This is a genomic window from Vibrio sp. Vb1980 (assembly GCF_033338615.1).
Taxonomy (GTDB): Bacteria; Pseudomonadota; Gammaproteobacteria; order Enterobacterales; family Vibrionaceae; genus Vibrio; species Vibrio alginolyticus.
In genome coordinates, this window is the sequence record NZ_JAWOSZ010000006.1 from 22,560 (window position 1) to 37,583 (window position 15,024).

The following is a 15,024-nucleotide window of genomic DNA, read 5'->3' on the forward strand; positions in this document are numbered from 1 at the left end:
ACCATAAAAATATAACTCATTGATTTTTAATTGCTTTATTTTGGTGCGATATTTGCGTAACAGAGTAAAACTCTTAAACATGGGCTAACGATGAATAATCCACTTCCCCCAAAAACTTCTATGTTCTGGTATGACAACAGCTATACCTATGAGGAGGCCGTTCAGGCATTTGAAAGAGATGGTACACTGAAATCGCTGAATATCGTTCCAACCACGGAATCCGATGATCTTGCTGGCTCACCCCCAGAGCGCAGTATGTTTTGGGAGGGAGAAACAAAAAAAATCGATCCGCCACCGCCGTCTGAACCAGAGCCTCTCAATTTAAAAACTGAGAAAGAAGCAACGGAAGCATCACCTGCGCACTTTATCCCAGTCCGCTATGCCATCGATCAGCTAGAAACAGAAGAGACACAACCTTTTGGTTTGCCTGAAGAATGGAAAGGCCAAGGCCCAGCCAAACTCAATACCGTTGGTTACACCCTGCGTCAACTGCGCGACGGTTGGCTGTATGTGTATGATGCAATCAACAAAAGCTTAGACGAATACGAAATCAAAGGAACGCAATTCACGCTCTATAAGTTGGGAGAGTCAGAAAGCCCAAAATCAGAGCAGCGTGGGACACCACAAGATGCAAAGCCCTTCCTTACTTACGTCAACGGAAGCGTACTATCGATTTGCTTCTCTGAGCACCGGTGGACATGGCACACGTTCATGCGCGTACTTAACAATCCGAGTAATCATATCGATCGCATGCAAACCATTGTTCTGTCCTCAAACGAGAATCAGCACAACATTGCACCAATAGATAAGTTAACCCAAGTCGCTGATATTGAATCTTCTGCCGTCGATGATGGTCGCTTTGCGGATTCTGGCATCGCCACCAAAGCAGATGAAGATGGTTCTGTCTTTAAACCTGTCGCAGTCGAAAGCGATTTAACCTCTGCGATTCCAGAAGAAGAATCAGGCTACTTCGTCGCGATAAAAGATTACACCGCAGACATTCAAGATATGTCACTGCATTTTGTTGGTGCCGCAAGCCCTTACCGCCTTTTCACTGACCAGTTTTCAAACCAGTGGAACTTGATGCAGACCGCCATGCAACTGTGTATGTTTGGTGCAAGTGACGAGATAGACATGCCAGCTAGCGTTAAGCGTAACGGCGAAGAGCTGTCGTTTTATACCGACATGGCTGACTATTATGACTCCTCTCACCAACTTGATTTGGCAGAGCAGAACAAAAGCTCAGTTCAGTCCGGCTATCCTGCTAAATTTTCCGCTGGAGCGATTGAATCACACCAACATACCCAAAGTGACATTGCTAAAGCGATACAGGACAAATATCGAATTTCTGCGAGCCGTTTTGGTAAATACGAACAATGGATAGCGACTGAACGCTGGCGTCAGCAGCTCAACTGGAAGCAAATGCTGAGCGAGATGCAAGAGCTGTCAGAACAAAAAGAAACCATGCTAGCCCAAGTGGTTTCGGTCAAACGCGACTTTATCGCAGTAATGGAGTCCTTAACGCCGCATCATCTCGAAAGAACCTTCGACCTATACAGCGAAGACACACAGTACAGCTTGTATCAACTGCACAAGCAAGCCGTTGAGTCATTTACTCTGGTGATGCAAGAAGAAGACCGACAGTGGGCTGAAAGCCAATGGGAAAAACCAACCAGTTTACTTGCTCTCTATGCCTCAGGGTTTAGTCGTAGTTTATTTAAAGTGATGGAGAAGAATATTACAGAGGCGCTTGATGAACAGTCGATCGTCTCAGAAAATCCTGATCCTGATAATCAGTTGATGGACCAGATATCTGATACCAGCAACCGCGTGAATATGTACTCTAAGATCATGGACTTTGTTTCCAACCCAAACACTGCGGAAACAGCCTTTCTCAAAGATATCGCCAAAGGTTTCCAAGAGCTGGATATTATTTTTAAATCTGCAATAGGTGCGCTTGCAAAAGGCGTTGTAGAGTTTGGTGTTAGCATGACCTCACAAGTATCAATTTCGCTGATGCCTGTTTTCGCTAAACCTCTGAACCGTCATAGCTATTATTTATTTGCCGTTATTGCAGAACATATGGCACACAATATGCCCGTAACAATAAAAGAAGGTTACGCTCACGATTTTAAAAAATGGAAAACACGCGTAAATGATTATCTGATTAAGCTCGAAAAAAACGATGCAATCATTGCTGACTTCCAGAAAAATAACCGCAAAGCTGACTCTAAATACACAACAGCTTTAAAAAATAAAAAGACTATTAAGAAGGCTCTCGCTGTAGCTACATTGGAGTACCCGCAGTACATTGAGTTACCTGATGATCTACCTCAAAGAACCATCGAGCTTAGAACGCGGATCGTGATGAATAAGCTCAATGATTTGAATAAACTGTTCGAGAATGCCGGTGGTCTAGGCTTTCTGGCATTAGTATTTAACTGCATCGCGCTTGGTGATGCCATGAGCAGTATCCAAGACACAGGGTTAACATCCTCAGATGAATTTTTGGATATCCAACAAAAGCTTTTTTATACAGCTAACGCTTGGACGGGGATTCGTACGGGTAAATTATGGGAGAATGTGAAGGGTGATCCCAAATTAAGAGCTCATTCATACAAAGTCTTAAAAGAGTTAGTGAATCAAAATGTCGAAGGTTTTGAAAACTTGATCCTTGATGACTTAAAGGTATTCCATAAATGGCTCGCAATCACAGGGGCTTTAGGAGCGCTAGCTTCAGGTATTGAGGCTTACCGTTCTTGGCAGAGTATCGATAACGTTTATGGCCTCGAAAGCAAATTATATTTAGCAAATACCGTAACACTTGGTTTAACTGGTGCGATTGGTGCGTTTCAGTTCTTAGGAGCCTCTACTGGTACTTTTTCGACTAACTTGCTTTTTGGTGGCCCGGTAACGGCAGCTTTAGTTATTCTTACAGTTACATACTTAGCCATCAATTATAAGTTGAATAAACTGAAACAAGATGATTTCCAAAAATGGTTAGATAAACTGCCTTGGGGTTATCACCCAGCTCGCACTCAGTGGAGCCAATCTTCGAGCTTGCCCGAGAGAGAGAAGCATAATTCAGCATTGGTGCAGCAAGCGCTGTTTGACTTACAATCTATTATTCAACAGCCTACGGTATACCATCAACCTGTTGAAAAAATACAGGCCTACCCAGGTTACACACATCGTGAGTTAATCGGTTTGGAAGTGCATATTCAACTGCCACGGCGCGCTGCAACGAATGGTATTACATTGAGTACCAACACCAAGGCAACAAAAGATGATTTGATGTCAGGCTCGTGGCATCAAAACGCAGATTTAGTCACGCTACAAACTCAAGACCAAACTAGCGCCGAATTGGTTGTGTACAAGGTAACATTGCCAATTAAAGAAGCAGACCATTACCTTGCCATGCAAGTGGAGTACGATGCAGAAGATGATGCGCCATCAAAGCGTGAGTATTGGTTCCAAAATAGCGTAAAACAGAGTGCAACTTATCGCTTGATTTCAGACAATACCAAACAAAACATCATTAAAAAATCACTTACCCCCGCTGTTGGCACATTAGGTTTTAAGGAGTAACCCTTGGCATATTCACCATTTTACATCACCCCAGAAGAGTTGGCAGTTTATCAAGAGGCACAAGAGCAAGAAATACTCGCAGGCGATAACGTCAGAACATGGCATAAGTATGATGTAGAGGAACCATTTCGCTATTACTTTAAACTTTTTGCGCTTCCATTTGTGATCGCCCCATTCCTATTAACTTTGTTTATACACACGAGTGACACGGTTGACGTAACTATTTTTTCTTTTATTTTGTCGGTGATGGTGTCTGGAGCCTTTTACCTTACGATTGGCCTCGACTATCGCTATGACTATATTTTTTCTGACAAAGGCTTTGTGATGAAGAAACGTCGCAACATGCCTAACTGGGTGAATACCGCCACGCAAGCCGTTGGCTGGATAGGTGCTGTGGTGTGTGTGGTGATGGTTGCGGTGGTTGGCCCGATGGCGTTAGCAGGCGCTGGTGCTTTTATATTAGTCTCCTTTAAAATGCTTAAACGTCAGCCTGATGAACCAACAGAAGTGAGGGTCGGAGAACGTGAAGACTGGCTCTTTGCTGATTATAATAAGAAAAGGAAAGTAATTAAGTTCTTTTTTAAGTATGACAGGTGCGAATACCAAGATACTGCTCAGGAGATTACTTTTCGCTCACAGGGACGATTTTATTGTTACATTTTCTTTAAAAATGAAGCGGAATTAGAATCCATGGTCACGCAACTGTCAGAGGTCTACAAACTGGATTGTAAAGAGGTCAATGATCATAAAAAGCTGTTTGAAGCGAAGCCTGAACCTAGACTTTTTACGACTCCCGCTTATTATCGAGAATACCCTACCAATGAAGTGTTTGATTTAAGGGATGCGAAAGCGCCACTCCCAGAGTGTAAGTATCTTTACAACGGCAAGTGGCAAACCGAGTTTGAAATCGAACAATCAAAATCTGAACTAACGGCAGCCAAGGTATAAACCTTGGCTTATTTACCTTTTTACATCCCCCCATGAAAAGCTTTAGGTTTACTCGATGTACAAAAAGAAAAATTGGTTCAAATAACGAATTTTTAACTCGAGGATAGGATAGTAAGCCCGAACCTTTCTATCCTCAACTAAACACCCATTTTGCACTGAGCAAATAATTGCTCACCATGCCTGCCAATATGCCTAAGATCAAAGCCAAATAGACCATCACTCCTTGCGTCCCTAACGAGAGCGTTACGCCTTTGAACACAATAAAGTTCGGCAAAGCACTGATACAGGCACTCGCCATAAATTTTTGCCATTGAGCGAAAGGGTTGGTTTTTTCTGCTTGAGAGAAAGTCAGCCAGCGATTACCAAGCCAAGTCGTGGTTGCTGCAAACAAAAATGCTATCCCACGAGCCAGCATCAGCTCCAGACCAAACCAATGGAACAACACAGAAAAGATAAGGGTGTCGACCATAAAGCCGACACCACCTACCAGAGCAAACCTTGTTAACGAAGCAAACCTTTCCAGCGAAGCAAATTTTGGTAATTTGCCCATTCCGCTATCCAACCACACAGGTGTAGAGTGAGCGTTTCGATTTTGCTGTGAACTCGTTGGTACAACTCAACGCATTTTCATGAATCATGCTATCCACTTGCTGCGATTTACCAATCAGGTGGAATTTCTTCAGATTGTTTAAGTCATTCTTATCTTCAAGCTTTTTCGCCTGACCATGGCTATAAAATTGGCCTGAGAACGGGCGCTTACCAATATAAAAGACCGGAGCGTTGTCATTAATTTGCGCGAAGATGATGCGGTCGCTGCGACTGTCTGCTTTGCCCATATTCAAAACCAACATCGCAATCATAAGCAGGGCTGGCAACACCGCTGCCGTTCCGGTCAACCATTTGAAATCGTGTTTATCCACCAGCATCGCAATCAAGATACCCAACGCAGGCACACCCGGTAGTACGTAAGCAGGCAAGATATTCCCAGCCATGGTGAACAAGATCATTGGGGAAATCAGCCAACACATCAGGAAGCTAAATAGGCCTTGATGATCAGTTTCAATGGCTTTGAGTACTTTACGACGTTTCCACGCCAAGATAGGCAATACAATTGACCAAGGCGCAGCCGACTGTAGCCAGAATACCCAGATCATCCCACGTGGTTGATCATGAGCAGAACCATACAGATCCCCTTCCCAACCGCTGACAACAAAACGCTTAAAGTGCTCGCCAACAATGAAGTAATCAATAAATCCAGGCGTCGCCATTTCAGCCATGATGTACCAAGGTAGAGCAATCGCCAGCATGAGCACCAACCCCGACACAATTGGAAAACGCTGCCACAAGGCTTTTAAGGCACCAAAGAAACCATGCTGAATCACGAGCCAAGGAAATACTGCGATGCCCATGATCACGATCGCCACTGGACCTTTCGCTAACAGCCCGCAAGCCAAGCCAAAGAAACCGAGGTAACCCCACAATCGGCTGTGTTTGTCTTTTCCAAGCCAGCAGTAATAAAAGCCGACCATCGCCATCGTCATTGCCAACGTCAGTGCCATGTCTGTCATCACCGCGCCCGCCGCAATTGAAAAGATGCCACACGTCGCCAGTACCAACGCTGCGATGACTGCATTAAAGCCCGCGCGATACGCCATGAAAGCAACAAAAACAATCGTCGCAACACCCGCTAGCCAATGAGGCGCGCGCACTGCAAATTCATTCAATCCAAACAACTCAATGCCATAAGCACTCATCCACGTGAACAGGGGTGGCTTCCCCCAAAAAGGCACGCCGTAATCAAACTGTGGGGTAAGCCAATTGCCGGTTTCCACCATTAAGCGTGCCATTTCGCCGTAGCGGGCTTCTGTGGTGTCCATCAAAGGGTAAGCGGCAAGTGAAATAAGACGGAGTAAAAGAGCAAACGCCAACAACAACCACAGATGGGTTTTATTAATACTCATGATTACACGGTTTCTCCCAGTTTAAACTTCATGGTTTGGATGGATTGATGTTTTGCAGGCTGCTCGTAAACAGACTGAACAAGATAAAGAGGACGTTGCTTGGTCTCGACAAAAATGCGGCCAATGTATTCACCCAAAAGGCCAATCGACAGCAGTTGCACACCGCCCAACGCAAGTTGGACGACCATCATGGATGGGTAGCCAGTGACAGGCTCACCAAACACAACGGTTTTCATCACAATGAATGCGCCATAGATAAAGGCACTGAACGCCACTAACGCACCGGCAAGTGTCGCTAAGCGCAAAGGACGAATGGAAAACGAGGTAATGCCGTCCATTGCAAGGCCAATCAGCTTGAGGTAGTTCCATTTGGTTTCACCACAGAAACGAGCGTCACGCTCAAACTGAACCGTCACTTGCTTGAAACCCGGCCAAGAAAAGATGCCTTTCATGTATCGGTTACGCTCTGGCAACGCATTGATGTGTTTAACCACTTTTGCGCTCAGTAGACGGAAATCGCCCACGTTCTCCGGCACATCCAATTTCGCCATGCTATTAAGCACTTTGTAAAAGCAAGCGGCCGAGAAGCGTTTGAACCAGGTTTCACCGTGGCGTTCACTGCGCTGCATGTTCACCACGTCATAACCTTCACGCCATTTTGATACCATTTGCGGGATCAACTCCGGTGGGTCTTGCAAGTCGGCATCAATCACAATCACCGCTTCACCTTGGCAGTGTTCCAGACCCGCACTCATGGCGGACTCTTTGCCAAAGTTACGGCTTAATGCAATACAACGAACGTCGCTAGAAGATTGAGAAAAGTTTTGCGCGATCATTAGGCTGTCATCTTTGCTGCCGTCGTCGACATAGACGATTTCGCAATGTTCTGGCATTTCATCCAAAACGGCGGCTAAACGACGATGAAATTCAGTCAAGACTTCTTGCTCGTTAAAGAATGGCACCACAACAGACAAAACTGTTTTAGGCTCAGTGTGTTGGCTCACCTTTGAAAAGGTTGCAGCGTGAATGTTGAAGGTTGACATGCTACTCTTCCACTAAATCCGATGAATGAATCCAGTCTACAAACATCAACGTGAAAGAGATGTTATTGACATCTTTTTCACGTCCTTAGTGAATAATGTTCGGTTAAGACGAAGTCTTATTTTCGAACACCTGCCCACTTGGAGAGAAATACATGAAACGCGTACTTTTAGTCGAAGATAATCGAGAAATTGCAGGCATGCTGTTCGATTATTTTGAGTGTGCAGGTATGGAACTCGATTATGCAGACAACGGCGAACTCGGCCTGAAACTAGCGATGGAAAACACCTTCGACATCATCTTGCTCGATCTCATGCTGCCACGCATGGATGGCCTGACCATGTGTAATAAACTTCGCGACGCGGGCAACAACACACCGGTACTTATGCTGACGGCGCTCGATAGCCGTGACGATATGCTCAAAGGCTTCCAACACGGTGCGGATGACTATCTGACCAAACCTTTCGATCTGGATATTCTTGAAGCGCGCATGATGGCACTGATCCGCCGTTACCGTGGCACTGTCGCATCGAGCAAGTTGGAATACGGTGAAGTGTCTATCGACCAAAAAACGCGTAAAGCTTATCGCCAAGATAAACTGTTGGCGCTAAACCCTACCACTTACACCATTCTGGAAATGCTTGTGAAAAGCGCGCCAGACGTAGTGACACGCGAAGAAATTGCCTTCCAACTTTGGCAAGAGAACGAGCCGAACAACGACGTTCTGCGCAGCCACATTTACCAACTTCGCAACCAACTTGATAAGCCATTTGAACAACATGTGCTTATCACCGTGCCGAAAGTTGGCTTCCGCTTGGAGACAGGTGCATGATCAATCGCTTACTTGCTAGCACGCAAAGCACACAAAGTATGACAGGGCGACTCGCTCTGTTTTTCTCTTTTGTGTCGGTCGTGATTGGCATCTTCTGCTTTTTGTTGATTACCGGCTCCCTGCTTTGGTCTGAAGACCGCGTGGGCGAGCGTCGTATTATGGTCGACAAAAAAGAAGCAATTGAACATTTCCAGTCCCACCCAGAGCAAGGCAGTATTCAGCTTGACCTGCTCACCACTGCATACAACGACATCTCATTGGTTGCCGAGCGCTATCAAAAATACCTGATTGGTCAAAAGCACTTTCTTGATGAAGTAGAAGACGGTGAATACTCGCGCATGGTTTACATGAGCACTTACACCTACAAAGGCGTTGAACATCCCGTTATTCTGGTTTCCTTGATTGATGAAATCGAGATCACCTCAGAGGAATTCATTCTCGTCGTCGCTATGGTGCTGTCCATTGTCGCCGTGCTGGTGTTCCTGTTTGGTAGCCTCCTGCTGCGCTTATCACAACGCTTGATTGAACCCGTCAATGCGCTTAAAACTCAACTCGACCATCATCAAGGCGATGCTACGCAAACTTTTAGCGTGCCAGAGGGCTCGGCCAAAGAGTTCCAAACCCTCGCGGATGAGTTGAATGAGTATCGCCACAAAATCAACCAAGTCATCAAGCGTGAGCAAGCCTTTGCACGATACGCAAGCCATGAACTGCGTACACCGTTAACCGTAATGAAAGGCTCAAGCAGTTTACTGGCAAGAAGTGCGAACACGGATTTCCAGACCCGCCAGGTGAACCGAATTCAAGATGCAACGCAGCAGATGTCGACTATGGTGGATGCCCTACTCGGCTTAGTGCGTTACGAGCGTAATGCAGATGATTCACCAGTGCGCAGCATCACCGAAGAAGAACTCATCCAAATCATCTTCCAAAGCCAAGCTCAGGCGGATGAGAAAGCACTCAGCTTTGATGTACAGATCGACGGAAACCCAAAAACGCGCGCTACCAATGCTGTGTTGACCATTATTCTTGGCAACCTGATTCGCAACGGCATCGCCGCGACACCATCGGGATCAATTCATATCAGCATCGGGGAAAACACCATCTCGGTACGTGATGAAGGCGAAGGCTTTTCGACCATTCCACATTCTGATGGGCACGGATTGGGTTTGATGATTGTGGATGATTTATGCCAGCGTTATGGCTGGCAATTTAAGATTGGTACACATCCAGAAGGTGGTTGTGAGGCGGTGATTGACCTTACGTCAGAGCATCAGGAATAACCGAAATGGTTGTACTGAAACCCAGACTTTTTATCTGGGTTTAATGGCGTTACACTACGCGCCCTTTTTAACGGCAAGGTCGCGTGGTTGGACACGTCAGCAGTAGCATGAAACTCTCTGAAAGCCCGATAACTCAACACAACTTCAACGGTCATACGTTTTTCCTTAAGCGTGATGACATGCTGCATTCTCACTTTTCTGGGAACAAGGCACGTAAGTTTATGGCGTTGATGGAAACGCAGAACAGCGACATCAAAACCCTCATCAGTTATGGCTCTGCTCAATCCAACGCGATGTATTCGCTTGCCGCTCTGGCGCAAATCAAAGGCTGGAACTTCGAATTCTACGTTCAACACATTCCTTCTTGGCTTAAAGACTCCCCTATCGGCAACTATCGTGGTGCGCTTGATTTGGGTATGAAAATCACCGCCATGCAAGACATCGGTAGCGAACTCCACCCTAGTGAATACGTCCACCAGGTACAAAGATTAGATGAGTCGACATTGCTTATTCCAGAGGGTGGACGTTCCCACCTCGCTGAAGCTGGCATCAAACAGTTAGCACGAGAAATTCTTGATTGGACGCGATTGAGAGGTAAAGAACAGTTTACCGTCGCCCTGCCATCAGGCACTGGCACGACCGCTTTATATCTTCATAAACATTTAAGCCCACACGGCATAGAAGTGCTAACTTGCCCTTGCGTAGGCGATGCAGATTACTTAACTGAGCAGTTCAACCAGCTCGGTGAAAACAGCCACCCAACCATTTTAACCGTGCGCAACAAACACCATTTTGGTCGCTTGTACGAAGAAGATTACATCACATGGAAAGCACTCTTTGAGCAAACCGACCTCGAATTTGACCTGTTATACGACCCGTATATGTGGCAATGCCTCACCCCTTGGTTGGAAGAGAACACAGATAAAACGGTGATTTATATTCACCAAGGCGGGTTACTTGGCAACGAGTCGATGTTGCCAAGATATCAACGAGAATTTGAATAGCGTGTTCAAATAAAGTTGTTGCTGATTACAGTGATTCCACTATTTGATGAGCGCCAGAATTTCTTTGAATTCAGGTGCTCGGCAATCTTCGACCATTTCATACAAGCACATTTCTAACCCAGTGAGCACCACACCGTTAGCGGTTAACTTCGCAAGAGCGAGCGCTTTATTGGCAGCGGTTCGGGAAGAGACACAATCCGTGACTAATTCAACGCGATAACCGGACTGGCGCAGAGAAACCGCGGTTTGATAGACGCAAATGTGGGATTCAATACCGCAAACCAACCAGGTATCAACTTTCGCGTTCTCCACCGCGACCTTAAACGTCGCCTCTTTGCAACCATCAAACGTGTACTTGGTAATAGGTAAATGCGTGCTTTCAAGCACTTCACGAATCGGCTCCGCGGTTGGGCCCAACCTTTCTGGATTCTGTTCTAGCCACAGAATAGGCAAATCTAGTGCTTTGGCGCCCTTTACCAGTTTCGTGATATTTTCAATCAGTGCGTCGCTTTCATGCATTAATGTAGCGAGTTTGCCCTGAACATCCACCACAATCAGGCCCGTGTTTCCTTTCGATAACATTTCCATCTCCTATCTTGTGCGACCACAAACCATACTCAACAAGTTGAGCAAAAGTTAATGTATCAGAACCCTTTCATGTTAGAGCAATAAAACCTAGAAAGATGACCTTCGCTCACACATTTGCCCTTAGGTAAGAGTGGTTTGAACTGACTATTTAAATTTCTCTCGAATTAGTTCAATCAAGGCTTTGACTTTATTGGGCAGAAATAAGGCCGAGGGATAAATCAGAGTAAGATGCTGCTTCGGATGCGCGAATTGAGGCAGCACCTCGACCAACAAACCGTCTCTCAGTGCAGGCTTGGAATGAATTTGAGGAATAAACGCGATGCCGTTTCCTGCTATCGCCATCGAGCGCAGCAAGTTGAGGTCATCCGAACGCAACGCCACATGCAGATCTGAATCGAGCAAATCGGCATTGTAACGATTAGTTAAAAGGCGATGCTGCTTAAGATCTTCCACCGTTTTTACTGGCGGATGCGATTCTAGATAGGCTTTTGACGCAACAAAGTGACTACGATAAGGCAAAAGACTGAACTGCACATAGCTGTCATCGGTGACTTTGACCACGCTCGGAAGAAGCTGTAAATCAAACGATTGACGCTTGAGATCGACACTCTCTTGATGGTTTTCAATCTCGACCGAAATCTCCGGATACCGCGTTGTGTACTCGGTGATGATCGCGTTAAACGCGGCAGAGCTCATCAATGCGGAAGGAATGGCTAAACGCACCTTGCCCGTCAGCTCTTGTTGATATTCGTGCATGGCATTTAAACCTTGCTGAATATGGTCAATAGGCTGCCCCACCAACTCAAACAAGCGTTTCCCGTGCTCCGTCAACTCAATGCTGCGTGTTGTGCGAATCAAAAGCTGTACCCCGAGCGATTTCTCTAATTCTTGCAGACGACGACTCACTTTTGAGCGTTGTAGTTGATTCGCCTCTGCCGCTGCACTTATACCGCCGTGAACCACCGTCTGAGTGAATAGGTAAATATCATCAAAATTAACGTTCATTGTCCTATTTTTAGGTCATTTATGTTCGTATTATCATTCTACTGAATTGTGAGTGACTTCTCTATAATCCGCTATCCAACATGTTTAACGGAACTTGTAATGACGGCTGACCAAAAATTCAAACACTGGATGCGAACTTTGATTGTCCTGTTCATCGTACTATTTTTGTACATTATCATTGCTGACCGCCACGCCCCCTTAACGACCGAAGGACGAGTGCAAGGATACGTTGTCCAAGTCGCACCCGAGGTATCTGGTAAAGTGACCGACGTTCTCATCGAGAATAACCAGTCCGTTCAAAAAGGCGATGTGTTGTTTACGATTGATGATCGTAAATACAAGATAGCGCTTGAACAGGCGGAGCTGTCTCTGCAATCCGCCTATGAAAAAGAAGCAACACTGTATTCTCAACGCGAAGCCGCTCTTGCCAATATTGCCCGCGCACGAGCGACATTTGATAATGCACACCGCGAGTACAACCGCTTACTGACACTATCGAAGCAGAAAGTCATCTCTCAATCGACACTCGATAATGCCTTTGCCCAAAATCAGGTATCACGTGCAGCGCTTAAAGCGGAACGACAAAACTTAAAAGTCATTGAGGCGCAATTAGGCGACCAAAAAGGTCAAAGCACCGCCGTTCGAATTGCCAAAAACGGCATCGAAAAGGCGCAACTTGATTTGGCAAATACCGCGGTACTCGCTCCCAGTGATGGTGTCGTGACCAACCTGCAACTAGAAGTTGGCACGATGGCAAACACCAACATGCCATTGCTGACGTTTGTACCAACAGGATCACTCTGGGTAGCCGCTGATTTTCGTGAAAAGTCCGTCGCGAACGTAGACAAGACTTTCCACGCCTTGGTCACATTTGATGCCAACCCAGGTTCGGTGTACGACTTTGATTTAGCTAGCCGCGATTACGGTGTAGCAGCCGCACAACAAACGCCTAATGGCGCACTGACCAAAGTGGAAGTGAACAACCGCTGGGTACGTGATGCGCAGCGTACACGAGTGAACCTAACCAGCAGCGAAGAGTTACCACCAGCACTGTTTGTCGGCTCTCGCGCTACCATTGTTTTGTACCCAGACAACAGCATTTTCTGGCAGTTGATGGCGCAAGCACAGATTCACCTCGCAAGCTGGTTCCACTTCATTTACTAGGCGGCGACAATGAAAACCTTACGAATTTGGTTCGGCTGCTCTTTAGGGCTCGCGCTAAGCATGATCTTCGGTTGGTCTTACGGATTTTTTGCCATCATGATGCCGCTGTTTATATTGGGCAGAATGGACAACTTTAATATTTCGGCTTTATTGATCGTGTTTTTCTCTGCGGTGTGGACAACCATACAAGCCACATTTTTGCTGGAATACTTGCAGTTTCATCCAACATTAATGACCGTAGCCGTCGGAATCATGATGCTGTTCAAGTGCATTGCAATGATGAACCAGAAAACCTATTTGTTTGGTTACATGGGGCTGTTAGTGGGTTCAATTGTGTTGAATTTTGCCAGCTATAACTTCATGGATATTGAAGAGTTCAATGTCAACATGTGGGTGATGGCGTTCAGCAATATTTTTGTTTGCGCATTCGCGTATTGGTTGTTCCCTGAGCCAAAGTCCCCCACCGAGCACATTGAGATGTCGACCCCAGTGAAAAGCGATATTGACTACATCAGCCAAGTTGCCATGGGTTGGGTAGTGGCGATGGCGGCGTTTATCGTATTCCAAGTAGCGGACTTATATGACTCGTTATCCGCACAAGCTTCCATTTTGATCATCCTAACCCCAATGACTTTAGCGGGCTCGCTCGCCATGGCAAAAATTCGCATCATCGGCACCGCACTAGGCTGCATCGCAGGGATGGCTGTTCAGCTGATATTGGGCAGTTGGTATGGGCATGGGCTACTCTTTTGGCTCGCCTTTACCATTGCAATGGGGCCATTCTGCTTGTGGCTCACCAAGGGGCAAATTAAAGCGGCTATCGCGTTTTCTGCCATGTCTGCCCTATCGGTTCCGCTGACGACTTCATTGGTGCCAGAACAAAAAGACGCGTTCTTTTCGATCTTGTACCGTTTCAGCTCGATTTTCGTCGCGGTTCTGCTCACCGCGATGGTGATGTGGGTGGTGCATCACTGGATTCGTGTGATGTTGCTAAAGCATCCTGAGATTAAGAACGTAGAGTTGAATTAAATCTGGCCGAGGCTGGAAACGGGAAATGTATGCCGCTCACTATACTGTGAGCGGCATTTTTATTTAAAACGGTCACCCTGAACAACGAGGGACGAGGTGATTCAGGAGCTACCCACCGAGTGCTGTGAAGTTCTAAGGTTATCGCCATTTTCCAGTGAGTTGTTAGTATATTCCTAGTCTCGTTTAGACTCGCTGGAATGACCCAACTTTGGATACAAACCAAATAGTTGTGTACATGAGTAACGTATATCTCAACAACCGTCATCCTGAACAGCGAGGGACGAGCGTGATTCAGGATCTACCCACCGAGTGCTTTGAAGTGCGAAAGTTATCGTCATTTCCTAGCGAGCTGTAACCCGATTCCTAGTCTCGTCTAGACTCGCTGGAATGACGCTATCCTGAAACTGCTCTAATAACTAGGGTTGTGGCGAGCAATATATCTTCCAACATCCGTCATCCTGAACAGCGAGGGACGAGCGTGATTCAGGTTCTACTAACCACGTACTTTGAAGTGCGAAAGTTATCGTCATTTCCTAGCGAGCTGTAACCCGATTCCTAGTCTCGTCTAGACTCGCTGGAAT

The 15,024-nt window shown here is 46.1% G+C and carries 12 protein-coding genes; 7 read left to right on the top strand and 5 right to left on the bottom strand.

Features of this window, described 5'->3' with window-relative positions:
• Positions 1-90 precede the first annotated feature (90 nt).
• Both R7F64_RS11510 and R7F64_RS11515 read left to right on the top strand, forming a co-directional pair.
• On the top strand, positions 91-3,588 hold the full coding sequence (locus tag R7F64_RS11510) for a T6SS effector BTH_I2691 family protein (RefSeq protein WP_318071706.1): 3,498 nt from the start codon (positions 91-93) through the stop codon (positions 3,586-3,588).
• Between the two features lie 3 nt (positions 3,589-3,591).
• Positions 3,592-4,536 carry a hypothetical protein gene (locus R7F64_RS11515; RefSeq protein ID WP_025767254.1) on the top strand — a complete coding sequence of 315 codons (945 nt, stop codon included), beginning with the start codon at positions 3,592-3,594 and terminating at the stop codon, positions 4,534-4,536.
• A 133-nt stretch (positions 4,537-4,669) separates the two neighbouring features.
• On the opposite strand, the gene R7F64_RS11520 is transcribed toward R7F64_RS11515, so the two are convergent.
• The 3 genes from R7F64_RS11520 to R7F64_RS11530 are packed head-to-tail and all read right to left on the bottom strand — an operon-like array spanning position 4,670 to position 7,540.
• The gene (locus R7F64_RS11520; protein ID WP_170893482.1) at positions 4,670-5,086 is read right to left on the bottom strand and encodes a GtrA family protein; all 417 of its coding nucleotides are present in this window, start codon (positions 5,084-5,086) and stop codon (positions 4,670-4,672) included.
• Positions 5,087-5,090: 4 nt separating this feature from the next.
• Positions 5,091-6,497, bottom strand: coding sequence for an ArnT family glycosyltransferase (locus R7F64_RS11525; RefSeq protein WP_042524577.1), 1,407 nt, complete (start codon positions 6,495-6,497; stop codon positions 5,091-5,093).
• A gap of 2 nt (positions 6,498-6,499) precedes the next feature.
• Entirely contained in the window at positions 6,500-7,540 is a 1,041-nt protein-coding gene (locus R7F64_RS11530) for a glycosyltransferase family 2 protein (protein WP_170893484.1), read from the bottom strand.
• A gap of 152 nt (positions 7,541-7,692) precedes the next feature.
• On the opposite strand from R7F64_RS11530, the gene R7F64_RS11535 reads away from it, so the two are divergent.
• The 3 genes from R7F64_RS11535 (at position 7,693) to R7F64_RS11545 (ending at position 10,657) form a co-directional block, all read left to right on the top strand.
• Positions 7,693-8,370, top strand: coding sequence for a response regulator transcription factor (locus R7F64_RS11535; RefSeq protein ID WP_005389368.1), 678 nt, complete (start codon positions 7,693-7,695; stop codon positions 8,368-8,370).
• Positions 8,367-9,653, top strand: coding sequence for a sensor histidine kinase (locus tag R7F64_RS11540; RefSeq protein ID WP_017820496.1), 1,287 nt, complete (start codon positions 8,367-8,369; stop codon positions 9,651-9,653). The genes R7F64_RS11535 and R7F64_RS11540 overlap by 4 nt, the downstream gene beginning before the upstream one ends.
• 107 nt (positions 9,654-9,760) lie before the next feature.
• Positions 9,761-10,657 (top strand): 1-aminocyclopropane-1-carboxylate deaminase/D-cysteine desulfhydrase, encoded by an 897-nt coding sequence (locus tag R7F64_RS11545; protein ID WP_206970722.1) that lies wholly within the window; start codon positions 9,761-9,763, stop codon positions 10,655-10,657.
• A gap of 39 nt (positions 10,658-10,696) precedes the next feature.
• Here the strand turns inward: R7F64_RS11545 and R7F64_RS11550 are convergent, their stop codons facing one another.
• Positions 10,697-11,239, bottom strand: a complete 543-nt coding sequence (locus R7F64_RS11550; protein WP_005457944.1) for a hydrolase — start codon at positions 11,237-11,239, stop codon at positions 10,697-10,699.
• A gap of 150 nt (positions 11,240-11,389) precedes the next feature.
• Positions 11,390-12,250, bottom strand: a complete 861-nt coding sequence (locus tag R7F64_RS11555) for a LysR family transcriptional regulator (RefSeq protein WP_017634710.1) — start codon at positions 12,248-12,250, stop codon at positions 11,390-11,392.
• Positions 12,251-12,349: 99 nt separating this feature from the next.
• Here R7F64_RS11555 and R7F64_RS11560 point away from each other — a divergent pair, with 99 nt between their 5' ends.
• Both R7F64_RS11560 and R7F64_RS11565 read left to right on the top strand, forming a co-directional pair.
• Positions 12,350-13,414: an HlyD family secretion protein gene (locus R7F64_RS11560; RefSeq protein ID WP_025625303.1), complete on the top strand. Its 1,065-nt coding sequence runs from the start codon at positions 12,350-12,352 to the stop codon at positions 13,412-13,414.
• A gap of 9 nt (positions 13,415-13,423) precedes the next feature.
• Positions 13,424-14,443, top strand: a complete 1,020-nt coding sequence (locus tag R7F64_RS11565; protein WP_318071707.1) for a DUF2955 domain-containing protein — start codon at positions 13,424-13,426, stop codon at positions 14,441-14,443.
• The last annotated feature ends 581 nt before the right edge of the window (positions 14,444-15,024 follow it).